Raw genomic sequence first — 22,449 nt, forward strand, 5'->3', positions numbered from 1 at the left:
TCCATTTTGACAAACAAAAGATTTATAAAATTAACTAATGAATATACGCCCAATGAAATTCGCCCTTTTCGGAAACACTTATCAAGCCAAGAAATCGGCTCATGTGGAACGTTTGCTATCCATTCTGTCACAACATAACGCCGAAGTCCATATCTGCCGCGAGTTCTACCAGTTTCTGACGAACGACCTCAAGATAAGCATCCGTCACGCCGGTGTTTTCGATGGAAATAATTTTGAAGCCGACATGATACTAAGTATCGGAGGCGACGGCACTTTCCTGAAAGCTGCCAGCCGTGTGGGTTCACGCAACATTCCCATACTAGGTATCAATACCGGACGATTAGGTTTTCTGGCCGATGTCTCCCCTGAAGAGATGGAGGACACATTTAATGATATCTACAATGGAAACTATCGGATAGAAGACCGCAGCGTATTGCAAGTATCCTGCAAAGAACAAGAACTGAAAGGTTACCCTTTCGGTCTGAATGAGATAGCGGTACTGAAGCGTGACAGTTCTTCTATGATTTCCATCCACACAGCCATCAATGGGGCCTATCTCACCACTTATCAGGCGGACGGATTGGTAATTGCCACTCCTACCGGTTCTACAGCCTATTCGCTGAGCATCGGGGGACCTGTCATCGTGCCACACAGTAATACCATCGCCATCACTCCGGTTGCACCACATAGCCTGAATGTACGCCCCATTGTCATCAACGACGACTGGGAAATCACATTGGATATAGAGAGCCGCAGCCACAATTTCCTGATTGCCATCGACGGACGTAGCGAAACTTGCCGTGAAGGAAGCCGGCTCACTATCCGCAAAGCCGACTATAAAATAAATGTAGTAAAACGAAACAGCCATATCTTTTTCAACACACTCCGCAACAAAATGATGTGGGGAGCCGATGGTAGAGGATGATATTACAATTCATCCTCAAAATAGTTTAAATAGTGGTTATCAAGGTTATACAAAACCTTTTTATATCTAACAAATTTCTTTTTTCAAATACTATGATTATATTTGTGCCACAAATAAAAAATTCAGACCATACAATAGATCAGTAAAAAACACAAAAACATTACACGGCATATGAAAGGCACAATACAAAAATGGAAATTCATGATACTTCTGGGTGCATTACTGTTCTTAAGTAACATGACCTTTGCTGAAGACAAAATCAATCATTATACAGAGGGAATCCCTATAGACACAACAGAAGTTTCCATTTCAGACAAAACCAACATCCCCGACCGGCTTTATGTAGATTCTCTGTCATTAAAACGTCACTTTATCCACCGTATCGGCATTGAGGCACGTCCCGGATATATTTTCCCCACCAGTTCCTTTTTCAGAGGAGAAAATCTGAATTGGAAACCCATAGAGAATTCCCTGTCGCTTCACTTGAAATACTCATTCCAATTTCATCCGAACACCTATACCGACCGTATTTACAGAGGAGCCTATCAAGGTATCGGTGTGGCCTACTACAATATGTATGAGAAGCCGCAGTTGGGCAACCCGCTTACTGTCTATTTATTTCAAGGAGCGCGTATCGCCCGTTTCAACCAACGATTGTCGTTAAACTATGAATGGAACTTCGGCGCTTCATTTGGCTGGAAACCATATCACAGTGATTTGAACCCATATAATAAGGTGATAGGTTCAAAAGTAAACGCCTATCTGAATACAAACTTCTATTTCAACTGGATGCTCTCTCCCAAATTTGATTTCACAACAGGTGTGGCAGTGACGCATTTCTCTAACGGTAATACAAAATTCCCGAATGCGGGACTCAATTCCATCGGACTAAAAGTAGGATTGGTCTACAATATTAACAGAAAAGAAGAATGTTTTGCAAAACCTCTATATCAATCACCCGTACCTAAATTCCCCCGTCATATCAGTTATGACTTGGTATTGTTCGGTTCATGGCGCAGAAAAGGAGTAACTATTGGCGAAGGACAAATGGTTGCTTCTCCTGAAGCTTATCCGGTACTTGGATTTAATTTCGCGCCGATGTATAATTTCGGATATAAGTTCCGTGCAGGTATTTCATTGGACGGTGTTTATGACGGCAGTGCGAATGTATATAGTCCGGACGGATACGGTGACGAATTCCTCAAGCCGTCTGCCGGCAAACAATTAGCCCTAGGAGTTTCGGGACGTGCCGAGTACGTAATGCCTTACTTCACAGTTGGAATAGGATTAGGTACAAATGTGATTCATGCAGGCGGAGATTTAAAATCTTTCTACCAGATATTGGCACTAAAGATAGAAGTTACGCGCAGCTCATTCCTTCATATCGGATATAATTTACAGGATTTCCATGATCCTAACTATCTGATGCTGGGATTCGGATTCAGGTTCAATAATAAGTATCCAACTTTTCACAGACGATAGATGCTACGTCTAGTTTGCACAGACACATTCTACAAAATATACTGAAATTATCGGAATATATATATCAAATAAGTTACATGTTTATTTGATAAATCCTTGATTTTTCACCTCACGGACGATAACAATCACCTGAATATATTATCTCTCACATACTCCTAGTATGACCAGTATATAGTTCAACACCTTAAATCTGAACAAAGTTGTAAAGATATTATTTTTCCATACAACTATTGATCGGCGTAAAGCAATTACCCCTTTTTATATTAAAATTTTGCCCGTTGGCAGGAAATTACTACCTTTGTATCAGATACAATCATATTTGTTTACCATTAAAACCGAATCTGTTTATCGCAAGCCTGGACCGTTTTTGGGAAACTTCGGCATTTTTACCAGACAACAATAAAATCAAACAAGATATTCCTATACCAAGAATCTGCAAATCCTGCTACAAGATTCCGAAAAACTTGCGGCAAGTATGCAAAGTCTTCTTACGTTCTTTTTGATATGCGTATCCATCTTTTGAAAAGAAATCCCCCTCTCCCGGAGAATCCCCCCAAAAACCTTCAGAAGTTTCAGCCTCTCCGCAAACGTCCTATTCATCGGCATTCCGGCTGACAGATTGATGCACTGAGATCCTTCAACTGCGTAGTTCTTTCTTTCAGCCGTGGTCAATAAATGTATAAAGGTGAATCCGAACACCGATAGAAAACCAAACAATACGACATCGCTTACCCTGTCACGCTGAAAGATCTTTTTCGGCTGAAGGATTTTATCGTGCATATCCTTCAGCCGAAAAGCCGATGAACAGGACGTTTGCGGAGAGACTGAAACTTCTGAAAGAAAAACAAGGTGTTTTGCCATGTTATACAATACGAGTGGAAAAACATCAAAACATCCTGTTGTTTTTGAAAAAGCTCCTGTTCTTTTTTTAAAAGCTCTTGATCTTTTTAAAAAACATCCTTGTCTTTGATGTGGAATTTCTGAATACAAAATCCCATCAAAAACACCGGTCCGATTCTCATAAGTAAAAACAGTGATTCAATATGGAGACAAAAATCATATTTTTCCCTCACTTATGCCTGTAACGCCTCTGTTCCTAAAAACACATCAAACATAGCGCATCAGTCATTCCCCAACGGAACAGCCGAGAAACTCTTATATTCCCTGGTCTGCCCCATCACAATCACAGGATTGTCAGAGGTTTCATATATGCTCAATACTGAAGAACTGATCCTGTCAATCTGCCAGTAGCAGTAATCCAGAAGAAGATATCTGTTATTGGGAGTGATAAAATCATACCGGAAATAATGTACATGCTCTTCCACTTCCTCGCCATCACATGTCGTCCGTGATTTACAGGAAGCCTTACCATTCAGCCCGAACTCATAATGTTCACAGACTTCCGCATCCCTGCCATCCTCAGTACGTATCTGAAATGTTCTCTCCCATGCATAGCCGGTCAGATTGGTAACAATGGTATTGCTATCCTCCCCGTAATGTTCATCAATACAACCTGCAAGAAACAGTACGCATATAACTGTCGAGCCCAATAATCCAATTAATGTTTTTTTCATAGTCCGTCACTTTTTTATTTTATTGAATACTATACCGATATATAAAATAATCTGTTCAAGTCCCTCCTTGTTGTCTTTTTCATCAATCAGGACACGCTTTCATTCTTATATTATAATAAAAGCGAGGCATAAAAGGTCTGCGCCAGCAATCATACCATTAATACTGGAATCTTTTATAATTTAGCAAGTTGTCAAAATATCTCTCATCAAGAGAGGCCGGTCTGATTTTTCGTCCTTCCAGTCTGGCCTTTCTCATCATCCAGTTCAGGGATTCCATATCTCTAAGACGGAATTCAAACACTTCCTCAGAAATATTCAGTTCACTGCCACTTCCAGCATGACAAGTCATGATTCCATCTTCATCTATTGTACAATGCCTGTAAAAACGGTAAGGGGCAGCTTTCATCTGATTGTCCAGCATTTATACCGAACCGTTCTTATTCATTGCAACATATCTTTCAATTTAACCGAAACAGAAATTATAGGTATTTTCACTACAGATTTCAATCTGTCCGTTTTTACTTCCTATGAAAACTTTATTTTCACATACCAGCCAACCGACAGCCAATGCAGTACTTTCAATACTCAGGTTAAGTATCCTTGCAAGTTCGGATATTGAAACAGACTTCACCTCATTCAGTGTATACCATATTTTTTCAGCATTGATTTTTACAGATTTCTTATCCATGATCTTATTTATAAGTAGTTCCGAATTGAATTTATATATGAAGTAATATCGGTTTCCAGGAAAAAACCAGATACTTATGACATATAGACCAGACACATGAATCTATATATCAGCCTTGTATTGGAAATTTCTTTTCAGTGGAGTTCCAATGTTTGATAATACTTTTCAGGTAAGAGCGAGATTTGCACGTGTTTATTTTTGTCATAATATAATCTCCAGGCTTGTGCCCTATGTGCAAACCCATCTAAATTAAAAGCGGAAGGGCATTAACCTCGTCTATAAGTGCGGGAGTCGAAGCCTTTGGTACAAACAGGAAACGCCCCCCGCTAAATATTGCAGGCTGAACGTATGGCTGTTCTTGGTACTTTCCGGGAAATTTCGACTTTTCACTTATACAGAACCAGCTAAACGCTTTTGTTTATAATTCCTTGTCCATTTTGATGAACATTCCAAACATACATGTATTTTACCAAAAAAACAACAATGTCAAGAACTTTTTTTGAGTTTTTTGTTTGAAAACATTTTTTTAAACAATTCATAACCAAATCATACAAAGCATTTTCACATACACGAAATATGACAGATATTTCCACATAGAATATCATTTGCTACATTCTATCCTTATAACTTGCCTTTATAACTCATCATCTGTAATGGAGCCCAATCCTTATATTTGTCCCATCACCTGCACCTTGCTTCTTCCGCTTCCGGTCTTCACCACCTGCACCTGCGCGGGGATACGTTCCGTCATCTCCGCCACATGGGAAATCACCCCTATCTTACGCCCTTGCATCTGCAACCGTTCCAAAGCATCCATCGCAATGCGCAGGGTGTCCATATCCAATGATCCGAAACCTTCGTCAATAAACAGCGACTCCACATTCATCCGGTTGGAGGATAAGGAAGACAAGCCCAATGCCAAAGCGAGAGATACCAAGAAAGACTCCCCACCCGAAAGGGAATGGACACTACGTACCTCACCCATCATATCAAGATCCACAATCTGCAAGGCCAGCGTGTCCGGAATACGCTGCAATTCATAACGGGGGGCAAGATCCTGCAAATGCCTGTTGGCATAAAGTAAAAGAACATCGAGCGTATAGCCTTGAGCTATTTCCTTAAACTTAGTCCCCGTTTGGGAACCGAACAACTCATTCAGTTTCGCCCAATTCTCGTAGATGGAAGTTTTCTCCTCCAATTCCTTCTTAATGCCGGCTATGCGTTCTTTACCTTTTATATGATTCTGTATCGTCACTTCTATTTGGGCCAAGCGCCCGGTTTCCGCTTCTTTGGCGGCGGTGCAGGCTGTCAATGTTTCAGCCAGCGACTCCCTGCTCTCCGTGGTATCCGGTTTCAAGGGAGCTTGCTGATGTTCCTCCTTTTTCTGTCTTCGCTCTGAAAGGACTGCCTGAAAAACGGTTTCCTTCTCTTTCAATGCACTCAATGCTTGTTTTTCAGCCAGTATCCAGTTTTTGTCTTTGGAAAGCAATTGTTCCAACTCGGCATACGTTTCCTTTTGAAGAGTGAGCCACTCGTTTATTTTCAACTCGTCTTGTTGCAAAACAGCAGTCAGACGGACTAATTCCTTTTCCAACTGCGCGATCTGCCCTTTGTAAGATTCTGCTTGTACGGTTAGAGAATGATGCAAGTTCATTGCTTTTTCCTGTTGTTGTTCCAATTCCTTTTGTCGTTTAACATTGTTTGCAACGACCTTTTCGGTAAGTTCACCATTCAACAGAGAGGCGCGCAGACAAGTGCGTTCTTCCAGTTCAGTCTGTTGCTTTTCTTCTTTCTGTTTTTTCTCTTCGTACAAACGAATAGCATTCGCCTCTTCATTTTTCAAACTATCCCTTTGGGCAGATTTTGAGGTAAGAGCCTCTTTTATTTCGGTCTGCTCCTGCAGACGGGTATTCCATTGCCTGCCGAATTGCTGGACATAACGTTTCAACGTTCCCTGCTCCAATAAATCCTTCCAGGTAGGAATAATGGAAACGCAGGTTTCAACTTTTTTCAAGATATCTTCACTTTGTACTGTATAATTCTCAATCAAGGTGGACAGACGGGCCATCTCCAGTTGACGGGCATTCAACGTATTCTTCAGTTGTTCCATTTCCTTAGCAACCTGTTCTTTGGCACGGTTCAGTTCTTCTTCCTGCAAGGATTGGACATTGATCTGTTCCCTCATCGGATGATGAAGACTGCCGCAAACAGGGCAAGGTTTTCCCTCCTCCAACTGCGCACGGAGCAACAGAACTTCTGCCGGCAACAGACGGTTCAGGCGCTCGGCCTCTTGTTGTACGGATTTCAAACGTTGTTCCTCCATTTCATTCGCATTCCTTACTTTCTCCAGCAACTGCTGATTCGACAGAGTCTGCGTCTTTGCTATTTCCAAATTACTAAGCAAACTGGTTATCAATTCAACAGCCGGAATAAGTTGGGAATAAGCAGTATATCGCTCAAACCAAGTTTGCAAAATGTTTTGCTTCTCTGCCAACAGACTTATTTCCTTTTCAGTCCTACAGATAGATTGATGCAAATTATCCTTAGCTTGTAATGCCAAAGCCACTTCCTTCCGGCTTTCCACCAGTTGTTTTCTATTTTCTGCCAATTGCACATCCAATGCTCTAGCCTTATCCAATTGTGGTTCTTGTTGTAACAGATAAGCCTTGAATTCCGTTTGCGCCTTCTGAGCAGCTTCCCACTGTGCGGTCGCGGAAGTTTGCAAAGCAGCATTTTTCTGTATGGCAACCTGTATTTCGTTCAATCGGGAACGTCCGGCAGTAGTCTGTTGCCGGGCATTACGCTGTTCCATATACACATCGCGGATATCCTGCGCTTGCTCTATACGGGACAACAGTTCATAACGCGGACGGGCTGCTTCTATTTCTTTTCTGACAACCGAAAGTGTTTCTTCCGCCTGTATGCAACCTGTATTCAAGCGTCCTTCTTCTTCCAGCCATTTCAACTTGCCGGACAGGGTTTCCTCTTTTTTCTTCGAAACGGACAAGCGAACTTGTAATTCTTCCTTTTCAGCTGAAAGTTGCTGTAATTGCTCTTCTGTCAACAACTCAATGCCTTTGATACGTTCTTGCAATAATTTATATTCACCTTCCGCCCGCTTGGTGCGTTCATAGATGGAAGCAGAGATACGTGAGTAAATTTCGGTTCCGGTCAACTTTTCCAAGATTTCGGCTTTGTCAGTCTGACGAGCCTTCAGGAAGGTGGCAAAGTCACCTTGAGCCAGCAATACAGAACGGTTAAACTGTTCAAAAGAAAGCCCGATTAATTTACTGATGTGAGATAATAATTCTGTCTTTGTTCCTTGCTGTTCTACTCCTGAAGTGAGGTTAGTCAATGTCATTTCCACTTTTTGCAAGGAACCATCCACTTTGCCACGCGAACGTCGCACCGTCCAACGTGAGCGGAAAACCTCCCCTGTCAAAGCTACAAAGTCCACTTCCGAATAACCTTCGGCCGTACCCCGACGAAGGATGGAACGGCTGTCGTTTTGAGCAATTCCCCTGTCGGCGACATCCATAACAGAAACGTTATTCTCTTTCGCCTTGTTCATACGCGGCGTACAATCAAACAAGGCCAAGCATAAGGCATCCAACAAGGTTGACTTTCCGGCTCCGGTACTGCCTGTAATGGCGAATATACCTGCCGAACATAAAGGCTCAACGGTAAAGTCAATAACAAATTCGCCTTCCAATGAGGCTAGATTCTTCCCTCTTATCGCTACTATTTTCATATTCCGGCCTCCTTGATCACACTTTCCAACAATTGTTTCATGGTATCGGGCATCTCCGTCCCTCCATATTTTCGTTTAAAAACATCCAGTGCCATATCCAGCGGACGGATGGTCTGCAATCCCTCATAGGAAGTGGCGGCAATGCCACTTGCCTTTTTCTGTGGAAGCATGGCGGCGATGCGTGCCAAACGGACTGCTTTCCCTTTCAAGGCCTCCTCAATCTTATATTTATAAGAAGGCTCGGGTTCAGTCATTAAGATCTTGATTTCCAGATAAGGTGAATGCAACGTGACATCACCGTCAGGCAATTCACCAATGACTTGCAACACTTCTTCCAACGGACGAGCTTCGGGGGGGATACTTACTAAACCGGCCAACGGCTGGAATTCCAATTTTTCAATATTTGTACCCTCCGTATCTATCGTTATCATGACTACACCGGATGCATTATTCTTCTCAGCAAAAGACATAGGCATAGGAGTTCCGGAATAACGCACATTCTCCCGATGGGATACACGTTGGGAGCGATGCAGATGCCCCAATGCGGTATAAGTAATGGCTTCATTAAAGGTATCGGGGGATACACATTCCAAGCCGCCGATAACAGTACGTTCCGACCGGTCGTCTTCCGAGATTTCCGAGCCTGTGGCTTGCAGATGCCCCATGGCGACAACGGGAATTCCCTTCTCTTTCACTTTGTTGAAAAGCTGTTCATAAAGCTGCTGGACTCCCTTTGAGTAATTTTCTGCCGAAGGGTAATCACCCTGACGCAGATAGGGAACGGCAAGACAATAAGCGGTCACTTTTCCTTCTGTATAAAGGGGAACAATGAGGTGTTGCAGATCTATGTCGCCTTCCGCATTGCGCCGCACCGTGCCACGAACAATGATATTCATATCCTCCAATAAAGGATTGGGGGCCTCCAGACGAGCTGCCGAGTCATGATTTCCGGCAATGATGACAATTTGTAAAGAAGGGTTCTCAGATGTGACTTCTCTTAAAAAACGATAATACACTCGTTGAGATTCTGCTGAAGGATTTGGGCTGTCGAATACATCGCCTGCTATCAGCAATACATCTATTTCATGCTGTTTTATCTGCTGTTTCAGCCATTCTAGAAAATGGAAATGCTCTTCCCGGCGGTCATATTCATAAAAAGTCTGGCCCAGATGCCAGTCTGCTGTATGGAGAATTTTCATTAGCTGTTCGGTTTGTTTCCTGCAAAAATAGAGAATCTTTTCGGAAAGACAGATAGCAAACAGGTACTTCATTTATAAAAAGAAATAAAAAACGATCATACCCATAAGACATGATCGTTTTTATTACTTTAAAGCATGTATTTATTCAGTCACCAACCGCACCTCATAAATATGCGGAGTCACTTTCTCATTTCCTCTACCAATCTTTATTTCCAACTGATCATCAGATTGCATAGATACAGGCACGTCAACTATGCCAACCGACAAATCCGAAGCTGGTTTGTCAGCTAATTTACCTACTTCCTGCCCGTTTATCCATACTTTTGCATCCTTACGAATCTCAGGACGGAACAGGATACGGACCTTATGAACAGGTTTTCCATTCGTCTTCATACGATAACTGAACCAACCGGTTGTCTCGCGCCAATGAACACCTTCATCATCCCCCGTACGAGAGTTCTCCATCCGGATGAAATGGTCGCTTTCCGGTTGCTGTTCCCCACAAATCACCTTGTCGGTAGTAATACCATCCAATGCAGCACGTTCCTTCTCTTCTTTCGCTAACTGTTCCTGCCTTGCCTGCAACTCCTGTTTGGACAGGACGGGCCAATAAACCATATACCGGCACTCGTATAAACGGAAAAACGGTTCCACAATCATGCCCTCATAACGTTCGGGATAGACTCCGGTCAACGCAAATGTCAACGGTTTGCCTTCCACTTTCTTCAGATGAGAGAGAATATCATTCTTATCCCCCACCATGACAGGCATCGTTTGTAAAGGCAGACGGGGCCCGGCGGCTATGTGTCCGCCACGACTGTCATCGGCGAACATACCATCCTGATTTTGCTTGCCCAATTGGGCGGCCAGCACAATCGGTCCGTATAAGATGGAATAGTTGGCAGAACCATCCGGCAATGCAATGGCACGCAGATGCATCGGCAGTTCCAATCTCACTTTGTCACCTTTTGACCAAGTACGGTTCAAGCTAACATATCCCTCTTTGACCGTTACTTTCTGTTGTTCACCGTTGACAGACAAGCGTAATGCTTCCGGATTCGTCCATTCGGGAACACGGAAAAGAAGTGCGAATTCCTTCTCTCCCTTTTCCGGAGAAACAGCAAGAGTTGTCCCTTCCTCATCGGGGAAAGCCGTTTGTTGCTCAATATGGATATCTCCCCAACGCAAGGTAGAGGGAATGAAAAGATTGACATACAGATTATTATCCTTGTGTCCATAAATCATTTCACCATAGCGGGCATGATTTTCCATCCCCGATCCCACACAACACCAGAAACTGGTCTGAGGTTGCGAGTAGACTCTATAATGACCGGCACGCATCGGGGTGAAATAAACAAAACCACCTTGTACAGGATCTTGTGTGGAAAGGATATGATTATAAAGCGCCCGTTCGTAATAATCCATCAAATGAGCGTCCGCACTCGTTTCATACAACATTTTTGTAAGGCGGAGCATATTATAAGTGTTACAAGTTTCAGGCCCCTGTTCACTGGTGAGCATACTGCTGAAATCATCAGCCGGATGAAAATGCTCACGCACACTGTTACCTCCGATGGTGATACTGCGATGGTCTACTACTGTTTCCCAAAAATAACGGGCAGCCTCACTCCAGTCCCGATTGCCTTCCAAATCGGCAATACGTTTGAAACCTATCACTTTCGGTATTTGGGTATTGGCGTGCATGCCGGTCAATTTATCCTCTTGTTTCAATAAAGGCTGCAACACAGTCTGATGAGAGAACTGATGAGCTAGTTTCAAGTAACGTTTGTCGCCAGTGATAGCGGCTACATCGGCGAATGTTTCATTCAGTCCTCCATGTTCGCTGCGCAACATATCCTGTATCTGTTCATCGCTCAGTTTGGATATCAGACGAATCATCCAGTCAGTGAGTTTCACCAACATTTCTTTTGCTTCCTTACTACCTGTCTGAAGAGTTGCATCACGAAGGCCGGCATACATTTTATGAATATTGTAAAGAGGAACCCAACGATCGTTCAGTCCGAAACCGGAGGCACGAATGTTCCCTTCTTCTATTTCTTTCCACATTTTGCGCCCGTTTGGAACTCCGCACAGATAACCGTCACCGGCGGCATCCTGACAACGTTTCAGTTCACTTATCATATAATCTAAACGAACCTTGATCTCCTGATTGCCTGTAGCGGCATACATATAGGAAAGGGCCGACAAATAATGTCCGCCAATATGTCCGTCCAGTCCTGTATTTTCCCAATTAGTATAATTTTCTGCTTTAGGGAACAGGCCAGCCTCCTTCAAATAAGGAGCCAACAAACGATCGGGGTCTATTCCCAGCAAATAACGGATATCCATATCCTCTGCATGTTTGAAAGGGCTGGCGGTGAGCCGCACATCCCTAACCGGAAAACTTTCTACTTTTGTGGGCAACTGAGCATGCAAAGCTACTGAAGCTATGGCAAAAGCGGAAGTGGACAAAATGATTTTAAGTAAATTCATAATTAGGGGTTTATTTCAAAGTCTTATTTCCTTGCAAAATTAATGGAATAAATGAAAACAATCTTTTACTCCTTAAAAAAATCCTATTGAACAACCTATGATTAAACAAAGAGCATCCGATGGAACTATTTTGTGAAAATCCAAAGTAAATTCCACCGGATGAAATAACCTGATTATTTAGAATATCCCGGATTCTGTTTCAGATTGCTATTGGTCAACAATACTTTATTTGGAATAGGATACAGATTTTTGGTTTCATCACTCTTATCATGAGAGAACCAAGCTTTCGTGGTGAAGATTCCAAAACGAATCATATCCTGACGGCGGCGTCCTTCCTGACAAAACTCCCAACCTAACTCATCAAGGAAACGACCATATTTAATATCCGCTCCACCATCATGTTCTGCCTTATAACTATCTCTTCGGCCATAATCATATACACTTCCTCCCATCAATTCTGCATCTGTAACTTGCGATTTTTCAGGATCATTCTTAAAGGCGCGTTCACGTACTTGAGTCACCAAAGCACCTGCTCCCGATTTGCCCAAACGCATCAATGACTCCGCTTTCATCATCAATACATCTGCATAACGTAACAACGGCCAGTCATTACTCAAGCGGTTTGTTATACCGGTGGCATATTCAAACTTACCCCAACGGAAACCATCATCCACATCCGACTGGTCAACAGAAGGGACATCTACCGTATAAATCAATGGCTTTCCATCAATACTACGCTTCAAGATTTCACCGGAATAGGTATATTGCTGGCCTTGAATATAGTTAGCCTCCAAACGTGCGTCATCCTTATCAAAAGAATTAATAAACTGAGGCACTGCACACACACCACCCCAAGGACGTGCAGTCAACTGATAGGTTTCCTGGTTTTCAGGTGCTAAAGTGTACATGTGGAAATCAAAATCATTCCATCCCGTCACATAAATTTCATCAAACGGCAATGCAAAGATTATTTCTTTGGAATTCTCATTATGCGTTACAAAAACATCCTTCTGATTATTTTCCAATGCATATTCTCCGGACTTCTCGGCATAATTAATCACGATATCACACTCGTCGATACATTTCTGCCACTGAGCAGTACCCGACCAGACTTCAGCATTCAAATATATTTTAGCCAGCAATGCATGGGCCGCCCACTTATTGAAACGTCCATAATAATAACCTCTCGGCGTTTCGGACAACAAATCCATATTCTCTGTTATTTCTTTCACAATAAAGTCAAAGACCTCTTTGCGAGTAGACTGTTGCGGTAATGAAGTATCTTTAAAGTCTGTCACAATGGGCACATTACCATACAAATCAATCAAAATATAATAATAGGAAGCCCTCAGTACTTTCAATTCGGCAATCAACTTTTCTTTCGTTTCTCCATCCACACTGATCACACCTTCTTCTATCTGAGATAAAATACGGTTACAGGTATTCACACCATTGTACGTGCGTTCCCATCCTTGAAGTACACCGTCATCCTCGGTAGTCCAAGTATGCTGATGCCATCTTTTATAGATATAACCGTCTACCCATCCAATACCATCGCGAGCGGGAAGAACATCCTGATCCGCACATAATTCCTGTGCACGAACCACTCCGTTCCATTGCAATAACGTTTCGCGCCAAGGTATATAAGCGGCATTTACCAGATAACTGACATCTTCCTCCGTTTTCGGCACGTAATCCTCAGACACTACCTGCCCATAACTCTCATGCAGTAAATCAGTACAAGCTGTATTTCCCAACAATGCGGCTGTCATCAGTCCCATTGTCCATAATTTTATATTTGTTTTCATCTTCAATTCCTTTTTAGTTCATTAAAATTTCACATTAACGCCGAAAGTAAATGAGCGCACACTCGGATATCTGTCACGTGTATCATATCCCGGAGTCAAGCCGTCTGTTGATACTTCCGGATCAATACCTTTATATCCGGTTATAGTCAAAGCATTCAATACCGAACCATAGATACGGAGTGACTTTATATATTTACCTACCTGACCGAAACTATATCCCAAGGTTATATTGTCAATCTTCCAGTAGTCACCATCTTCTACATAATAGCTGTTGAATTCCGGTTCCACTTCCGGGCTCAACGTATGCTTGCCAAACACCAAGTCATTCACAGATTTCAAACGATTTTCAAAACGGCTGTTCTTTACATTCTCGTAATTCATACGTCCACCATTGATTATCTGGAAGCCAAACGCGCCACGCATAGTCACATTCAAGTCGAAGTTTTTATAACGAAGAGTATTGTTCCATCCTGCATACCATTTAGGAAGACCGTTACCAATCACATGTTTATCTTCAGGAGCATGGGTAAAGTCCTTATAGTTCACCAGCTCACCATTCCTGTCTTCATAGATCCAACGCCCTTCACTGTCTACATCCACTACTTTAAAGCCATAGAAATTACCGATACTTTCACCCACCTGTACTCTGTGAGAATCGGCTACCTGACCGGAGTATTCCACTGTACCCGTATTAAAATAGTCGTAATCCGACTTAAAGATACTGCCAGACAAACTGATTAGCTTATTAGAGTTCAAAGAGAATGTTCCGGTAGTGCTCCATTCAAAATCTTTATTCTGAACAGGAACCACAGTCACCAACACTTCCACACCACGATTTCTCATTGTACCCCCATTGGCCATTGTCTTATTATACAAGTTCGGAGGAGTCGGTACTCCATATTCGTATATCAAGCCATCCACATCACGGTTATAATAATCAATAGAACCGGACAAACGGCCACCCCATGAAACGAAGTCCAAACCAATATTAGTTTCTTTCTTTTCCTCCCATTTCAAATCAGGATTCGGGTTGGATGCCGGAACGATGGTCTGTATCCAATTTCCATTTACAAAAGCATACGATCCGTATTTCAACATAGCCACACCCAGAAAAGGATCTTTAGGCTGTGAACCTGTCACACCATATCCCACACGAAGTTTCAAGTCATCAAAAATCTTCTGATTCTTCATAAATGCTTCTTCGGTAATTCTCCATCCTACAGATACGGACGGGAAAAGTCCCCATGCATTATCAGTACCCCATAACTGACTGGCTCCTTCATAACGAAGGGCTCCCATCAACAAATAACGATTCTTGAATGAATAGGTGGCACGACCGAAAAAGCCGATCAAATTTGTAGGAGTTTTCTTTGAGCCGATGTTCGCTTTACCGTCTTTCAAAGCAGAACCGATGCCAATATTATGCCATCCGCCAAAATAATCATCCTGAAAACCATAGTTATCAATCCAAAGTTCTTCAAAATCTGTTTCATTGTAACTATAACCACCCAAGACACTGAATTTATGCGCACCGATTTCTTTGTTATATTGTGCAGTAAGTTCCATCAACTTCTCCATCTTGGTATAAGCACCTACCGAAGACCAACCTGCCAATCCATCACGCAAAGCAGAAATATGGCTCAAAGTCTCGCCGTAGCCACGGTTCATATTGTCACGAATATAAGAGAATACGGCAGAAAGAGTCAAATCTTTGATAGGATTATAAACAATATTTCCATTGTAACGCAACTGAGTCTTTTTTACATTTCCTTCAGCCTCATACAACAAAGCCAACGGATTCTCATATTCGAATTTGCTCACATTCTCATTCCATGTACCATCCTCATTTCTTACCGGATCAGTCGGGTTTCTACGAGTTGCCTGACCATATACCCAACCTCTGAAGCTACCCCCACTAGTTGTAGATTCCATTTGATTTTTCTTACCAAACAAACCGAATTTCAATTTCAACTTATCATCAAACATACGGTGAGTCACCTCAATACGTCCTTGAAAACTTTCGAAATCTGATTTTTTCATGATCCCTTGACGAGAAGCATAGTTCAAATTGGCAATATAATTAGTCTTTGAGTTACCACCCATCAATGACAAGTTGTGAACGTGGCTGATCGGCGTACGGCTAATCTCATCAATCCAGTCCGTATCAGCCCCATGATCCTGGTCGGGATAAAGGGTACGGAACTCATCCGCATTCAACATATCCAATTTCTTGGCAATAAGAGAAGTACTGACGTAACCATTATACTCCACCTGGTTGATATCCACTCCTTTAGCCTGTTTGGTAGTAATCAAAATCACACCATTCGTACCGCGCGTACCATAGATAGCGGCAGCAGAACCGTCCTTCAGCACATCCACACTCTCCACATCTTCCGGAGCCACAGTACCGAGTTCGCCCGGAATTCCATCAATCAACACCAAGGGGGCTGTATTGGCTCCACCAATGGTATTTGTACCACGAAGACGTATCTGAGTACTTCCCGTCGGGTCACCATTAGGATTTGTGATAGCCAGACCGGCTACTTTTCCTTGAATCAGCTGTCCCACATCCTTCACGGCTCCTTTTACAAAGTTATCGGCTTTCACACTAGCTACAGAACTGGTTACATCCCCTTTACGCTGTGTACCGTAACCAATCACCACCACTTCGTCCAAGGTCTTGGTATCCTCTTTTAAAATAATCTCTAATGATTTTTTTTCTACTGTCGGAACTTCCTGAGTGACATAACCAATATAAGAAATAACCAATACACTCTTTGTAGGAACATCCAACATAAAGTTTCCATCAAAATCCGTAATCGTTCCCATGGTATTATTGCCTTTTACGACAACACTGGCTCCTATGACAGGCTCGCCGGAAGAATCCTTCACCTTACCCGTCACTTTTTGCTGGGCTAAGGCTGTTAATGAAAAGCTTAACAGAGTAAGCAACAAAAACAAATGTTTCATTCTATATTAAATTTAAAGTTATACATACCTTTACTGCGGGAATGAATGAAGAAGATGTGTTTTTCTCCCCGTAAAAGGTTGTGGCAAAAGAATGAAATAGGAAATAGAAATACAGGTGAAGAACCATGCTAACAGGGGATACAAATGGCTCTAGCTATAACTTGACGCATTTGTACCCCCTATTTGCAACAATTAAAGGACAGGAAGATGTTTATTCTTCGTGTTGTGATTTCTGGAACTCACTGGGAGTCATTCCAAATTCCTCTTTAAAGCAAGTGGTGAAATACTTCCGATTAAAATACCCCAACGTAGCGGCAACCTCTGTTACACTTTTGTCTTTATCTTCCAACATGTGTCTGGCATGCTTCATCTTGATGTTCCGGATAAAATCCAATGGAGTTCGACCTGTTATGGCTTTCAATTTACGGGTCAAAGTAGAACGGGACATATTCATGGCATCAGCTAGAGCTGTCACATCAAAATCAGGCTCAGTAAGGTTATCTTCCACGGCTTTTACCGCTTTCTCCAATAGAAGTTTGTCCAGTTGTACAAACTCAGGTTCAGGCAAATTCACCTTACTATCCAAATAAATACGCATTTTAATCATCTCCTTGCTGTCCGCCCACATTTCATTATTCTTACGGTCCACGCGCTTCAGATAAAGATACAGACTATAACCGGATACACCCATCACTATCAATACATAGAACAAATACGCCCACCAAGTTTCATAAAAAGCAGGAAGGCGTCGGATAGTCAGTTCAGTTACCTCTTTACTCCAAAGACCATTTTCATCCGTCGCTTTCACCTGAAAAGTATAAGTGCCCTTACTCAGATGATTATAAAAAGCCGAGTTTTTTCCACCTTCCACATATACCCACGCTTTGTCCACTCCTATCAACCGATAAGCATAGCGTATCTTTGAAGCATAACGGTGGTTAAGAGAAGAAAAACTAATTTCCAAATTCTGATCATCGGGATGCAATTCTATCCGGTTAATGGAATTGCTACTCTTTCTATCTCCGAATATCAATGATTCTCCTTGCAACTTTATATCAGTTATCTTGGTCTTCACTGCACTAGCCTTTCTTTCCAACCCGTTTGATGGAGTAACCATGCAAATACCCGGAATGCCGCCCCAATAAATATTGCCATCTTTTGCTTGACAAACAGCAGTGGGAAGAAAGCGATGCAACAAGATAGAACCATCCGTGGTAAGATAGGTGCGGAACGAACCGTTACGAGGATTAAATTCTATCAGTTTCTGGTTCGTATCAATCCAAATATGATTATATGCATCAGCCACTATCTGGTTCACCTGATTACCATTCATGCCGCAGGCCCCATTATAACAAAGCAACTTATTCTCTGAAGGGTCATAAGAGTAGACCCCTCCGTCACAAGTTCCCAACCACAAAATCCCATCAGGAGCGATAGACAGACAGGAGAAGTTCTTTTCTAATTTAAAAGAACGCAGTTTTTCATCTGCCGTTGTCTGAAACAAACCGTTGTCCTGAGTACAAATCCATATCAGTCCTTCCTTATTTTCGACTATCCCCATCACATGACCCACATCCGGATAAACCCGTTTGACTCTTTTCTGACGAACATCATAGCTACAAAGTCCTTTGCTCAAGCCTATCCACAAGATTCCATGCGAGTCTTCATATAATTTTGTCACTGTAGCATTCTGTTCCACCTGTCCGTTCAAGTCGATAACATCTTTCAGATGCATCTCCATTCCCTGACGAGCCATGCCATAGACCCATCTATTCAAATCCTTCGCCACCCAGACCCCGTTATTGATGCGTGCTCTCGTCATCTCTCGTCCATTATTCAAAGGCAAAGAAGCAAGTGCGGGAAAATCCGAATAGATTTTCACTTTATCCTGTTTCAAGTCATACAGTGCAAGACCAGTTCGTTCCTGCATCATCCACATCATGCCATCTCCATCATCACACAAAGCCATTATGGCCGGACTGCGGTTTACCCTGTCCGCCAAAGCGGGCAAAGCATAATCTTTGGTTATATTATCCATCAGATGTAGGATGAAACTAGGACGGTCAAAAGCTGATACCCACAAACATTCCTTTCCTTTCAAGACCTCTACCAGCATGTGGTTGACAGGCAAAAGTCCTGCCGGAAATTTCAACTGCTTCAACGTCCGGTCCGGTTGAATTTGCAAAGCCATGAAATCGTGGCCGGTAGTCAACCAGATATATCCCAGTTTATCATCCTGTGCCAGACTGAGGATGAGTCCGTCCTCCTCACCGGCCGCATTGACCGGTATTTCAGAGTATACAAACATGGAATCCCCTGGGGCCGAAGGATCGAAACGTACCACGCCATCCCCCCAGGTAGCCAACCAAAAATAATCCTGTTCATTATCCTGAACCATCACCGTAGGATTTCGACTTCTCATCTTATCGGGATAAGGGATAAACTCATCTTTTTCTTTGTCCAGATGATATACCCGACCATTCCACACAGAAATAATAATTTCATGGTTGCGACTCTCACAAAATCCGGAGATGGAGGCTCCTCCGTGTTCATTCCGGATAGGATATTCTTTAACCAACTGCCCGTTGGTATCATATTTAGCCAATACAGAGCGATACCCCAGCCACATAGAGCCGTCACTGGTAGCATAAAGATACATCACTGGAATATTCTTCAGACGCTTCGGATCTATAGGATGTACACTGTAATCCGATTTATTAAGAATATATGCCCCTTTGTCTGTACCGAACCATATATTTCCTTTCTTATCCTCAGCGATACATTCTACCAAGTTGTCCTCTAATAGCCCCGGAGTATCAATGTCCGAACGAAACACCTTTACATGATAGCCGTCGTCACGACATAATCCGTTCACCGTGCCATACCACATATATCCTTCACTGTCTCTGAAAACACGATGAATAGCATTTACCGGCAACTGGTCAATGGTAGGAATATCTGTAATAGTTATGTTCTGAGAACACACCAAGAAAGAGAGAAAAGATAGTATAAAGGTCAATATATATTTCATTGTGCTTTCTATTAGAATCATAGACCGCCACAAAATTATAAAAAAGAAATCGGATACTCTAGTAATTTTTAAAATTTGCTAAAGTATCCGATAACTGTTCTATCTGCAAGTTTCCTACTTTTGGAATCTTCTCCTTACATCTGTGTTTTATTTTTCTTCTGTAGCACCTTCATTTTAATAACCGAAACCGGTTGTTTTTACATATACCTTATAATCTTTAATCATGCCTGGAGCTCCTTGTTCCGCACGCGGCAGGATACGAAAACCAGTCACGTTATATTCCTTGCCGAGATCTATCACCACCTGATGGGGATAAGCTGTATTGTCCACCGTCTGCCAGAAAGTACTTTCCTGCAGGTCATAGATCTTATCGGCTGTGCGGTTGCCGCTACGGGTCTCCTCGCTGTCGGCATAAACAATCTTCCAGTTTTCACGAGAGATTTTCTGTCCTTTCTCATCCAACACGTCAAACTCCGCAATAGCAGCAATATTGGTATTATCAAAGGAAGCCAAGCCTTCCAGACAGAAGTAACGTCCTTTCGTAGCAGGTACTTTCACTTCCTGCCAACCGTTACCTGGTTTGAAAGTACCGGCAGCTACCGGTGTTTCCTTCTCCAGTTTAATGGTTTGCCCCTGTTTACGATGCGTTTCTGGAACAGCTACGCGAAGCATATCCAAGATAGGTTTGTCCAATCCGACGATGGTCGCCTCTTTCGGACCTTTCAAGTCAAGAACAATGATTTCGTTCACTCCTTTTTTCAGCCAGCACCCCGGCATGAACAGAGTCTGCTGAGGACCGATCTCCCAGAAACGTCCCATGGCACGGCCATTCACCCATACCATACCTTTTCCCCATGACTCCATATTCAGGAATGTATCAGCCACCTTATCCAAGGTAAAAGTGGCGCGATAGTAGGCCGGAACACTTTCATCATTTTTTTCTATGCCACAGGCGGCAGACGAGTTCATATCCTGAAAATTCCGGGAAGATACAAATTCATAATCTACGGGAAGATTATAAACAGTCCAGCCTTTCAACGTTTCGGCATTCTTACCGTTCACCAGTTCCACTTTTTCGGTGATTCCCTTACGGTCGTGAATGGATTTGTCAAAGTTCACACGTCCCATGGCTTCCACCAATAAATCAAGCTGAGTTCCGGCTTTCAATGCAGGCAATGTCAACTCCTGCTCTCCGCCACGGCGGTCCAGACGCCCCAACAGTTTCCCGTCAGCAAAGATCTGTGTCCAGTCATGTTGTTCGGTAATTTTCAAAATGGTTCCTGCTTTCACATCTTCCGGCAGACGGGTACGATACAGAATACTTCCCCAACCCTGGTCAAATTTCTCCATCGGCCGGATCTCCTCTGTCTGCTTCGGTTCGGGAAGGTTGTTGATCAGCGGAGCCACTTGAGTGAATTTGATAGCCGGAACTTCCATTACCGGTAAGGCTTCGGGAACTTCGGGCAATGTCTGGCCTTCGTCCATGTAATCCTTCAACATATTGCGCAAGGCGAAATATTTGTCGGTGGTCCAGCCCGCTTCGCTGATAGGAGCATCATAGTCATAACTGCTGCACATAGCCGAATAAGCCGGATTATTAGCACCGCCCCACCAGCCAAAGGTCGTTCCTCCGTGAGTCATGTACAGACTGAAGGAAATGCCTTTGTCCATCATCTCTTTCAGACCATCCACCATGATTTGTCCGTCACGGGTTTCGTGCTTACGTCCCCAGTGGTCAAACCATCCACTCCAGAATTCACTGCACATCAGTGGAGCGTCAGGACGTACTTCTTTCAGTTTGGCAAACTGCTTGTCGATATCGGCTCCCGTACCGAAGTTTACAGTCCAAAGCAAATCATCCAAACCGTTATTCAGGAAATTAGAACTCCAGTCACATTGGAACAAAGGCACTTCGGTGAAGCCTGCGGCGCGTACCGTGTCACGGATGGCAGACACATAGGGCTTGTCCGTGCCATACGAACCATATTCGTTTTCCACCTGCACCATGATGATGTTACCGCCACGGGTAATCTGCAAATCCTGCAATTGCTTGCCCACTTCATGCATAAAGGCTCCCACGTGCTGCATATAGAAAGGATCGAGAGTGCGAAGCTGCACGCTGTCGTTCTTCAGCAGCCACCAAGGCAGACCGCCCATTTCCCATTCCGCACATACATACGGACCGGGACGCACAATGACGTACATGCCATGCTTCTGAGCCAATTTACAGAAAGCCGCAATATCCTTGTTGCCTGTAAAGTCATAATTGCCGGGAGTTTCCTCATGCAAATTCCAAAAGACATATAGACAGAGCGTATTCATGCCCAAGGCTTTACACATTTCGATACGATGTTCCCAGTATTCACGGGGAATGCGTGGATAATGCACCTCTGCCGCTTTGACCACGAACGGTTTCCCATTCAGCAGAAAGGTATTCTTGCCCGCTTCGAATGTTCCGGACTTATTGCCGGCACATCCCGCCAGCAGCAGGACTGCCAGCAACAAAGTCAGTAATTTCTTCATGTTTA

The 22,449-nt window shown here is 43.1% G+C and carries 12 protein-coding genes; 2 read left to right on the plus strand and 10 right to left on the minus strand.

Annotated features, from left to right (window positions below; all coding sequences use genetic code 11):
- Positions 1 to 52: 52 nt before the first annotated feature.
- The gene (locus tag GKD17_RS18560; protein ID WP_007833129.1) at positions 53 to 925 is read left to right on the plus strand and encodes an NAD kinase; all 873 of its coding nucleotides are present in this window, start codon (positions 53 to 55) and stop codon (positions 923 to 925) included.
- A 171-nt stretch (positions 926 to 1,096) separates the two neighbouring features.
- Positions 1,097 to 2,407 (plus strand): acyloxyacyl hydrolase, encoded by a 1,311-nt coding sequence (locus GKD17_RS18565; protein WP_007833128.1) that lies wholly within the window; start codon positions 1,097 to 1,099, stop codon positions 2,405 to 2,407.
- 1,121 nt (positions 2,408 to 3,528) lie between these two features.
- Here the strand turns inward: GKD17_RS18565 and GKD17_RS18570 are convergent.
- The 10 genes from GKD17_RS18570 to GKD17_RS18615 all read right to left on the minus strand — a co-directional run bounded on the left by GKD17_RS18570 (position 3,529) and on the right by GKD17_RS18615 (position 22,444).
- Positions 3,529 to 3,981 carry a hypothetical protein gene (locus tag GKD17_RS18570; RefSeq protein WP_007833125.1) on the minus strand — a complete coding sequence of 151 codons (453 nt, stop codon included), beginning with the start codon at positions 3,979 to 3,981 and terminating at the stop codon, positions 3,529 to 3,531.
- Between the two features lie 157 nt (positions 3,982 to 4,138).
- Positions 4,139 to 4,402 (minus strand): hypothetical protein, encoded by a 264-nt coding sequence (locus GKD17_RS18575; protein WP_007833124.1) that lies wholly within the window; start codon positions 4,400 to 4,402, stop codon positions 4,139 to 4,141.
- Positions 4,403 to 4,444: 42 nt separating this feature from the next.
- Positions 4,445 to 4,669, minus strand: a complete 225-nt coding sequence (locus GKD17_RS18580) for a winged helix-turn-helix domain-containing protein (protein WP_007833123.1) — start codon at positions 4,667 to 4,669, stop codon at positions 4,445 to 4,447.
- 667 nt (positions 4,670 to 5,336) lie between these two features.
- On the minus strand, positions 5,337 to 8,420 hold the full coding sequence (locus GKD17_RS18585) for an AAA family ATPase (RefSeq protein WP_007833120.1): 3,084 nt from the start codon (positions 8,418 to 8,420) through the stop codon (positions 5,337 to 5,339).
- A complete protein-coding gene (locus GKD17_RS18590; RefSeq protein ID WP_032935739.1) occupies positions 8,417 to 9,619 on the minus strand; it encodes an exonuclease SbcCD subunit D in 1,203 nt (400 codons plus the stop codon). The genes GKD17_RS18585 and GKD17_RS18590 overlap by 4 nt, the downstream gene beginning before the upstream one ends.
- Positions 9,620 to 9,760: 141 nt before the next feature.
- A complete protein-coding gene (locus GKD17_RS18595; RefSeq protein WP_007833112.1) occupies positions 9,761 to 12,112 on the minus strand; it encodes a glycoside hydrolase family 127 protein in 2,352 nt (783 codons plus the stop codon).
- Positions 12,113 to 12,285: 173 nt separating this feature from the next.
- Entirely contained in the window at positions 12,286 to 13,920 is a 1,635-nt protein-coding gene (locus GKD17_RS18600) for a RagB/SusD family nutrient uptake outer membrane protein (protein ID WP_007833110.1), read from the minus strand.
- 21 nt (positions 13,921 to 13,941) lie between these two features.
- A complete protein-coding gene (locus GKD17_RS18605; RefSeq protein WP_007833107.1) occupies positions 13,942 to 16,890 on the minus strand; it encodes a SusC/RagA family TonB-linked outer membrane protein in 2,949 nt (982 codons plus the stop codon).
- Between the two features lie 211 nt (positions 16,891 to 17,101).
- Positions 17,102 to 19,942 carry a two-component regulator propeller domain-containing protein gene (locus GKD17_RS18610; protein ID WP_007833105.1) on the minus strand — a complete coding sequence of 947 codons (2,841 nt, stop codon included), beginning with the start codon at positions 19,940 to 19,942 and terminating at the stop codon, positions 17,102 to 17,104.
- 153 nt (positions 19,943 to 20,095) lie between these two features.
- Positions 20,096 to 22,444 (minus strand): beta-galactosidase, encoded by a 2,349-nt coding sequence (locus GKD17_RS18615; RefSeq protein WP_007833103.1) that lies wholly within the window; start codon positions 22,442 to 22,444, stop codon positions 20,096 to 20,098.
- Between the last annotated feature and the right edge of the window lie 5 nt (positions 22,445 to 22,449).

The sequence above is a fragment of the Phocaeicola dorei genome (assembly GCF_013009555.1).
In the GTDB taxonomy this organism is placed as follows: domain Bacteria; phylum Bacteroidota; class Bacteroidia; order Bacteroidales; family Bacteroidaceae; genus Phocaeicola; species Phocaeicola dorei.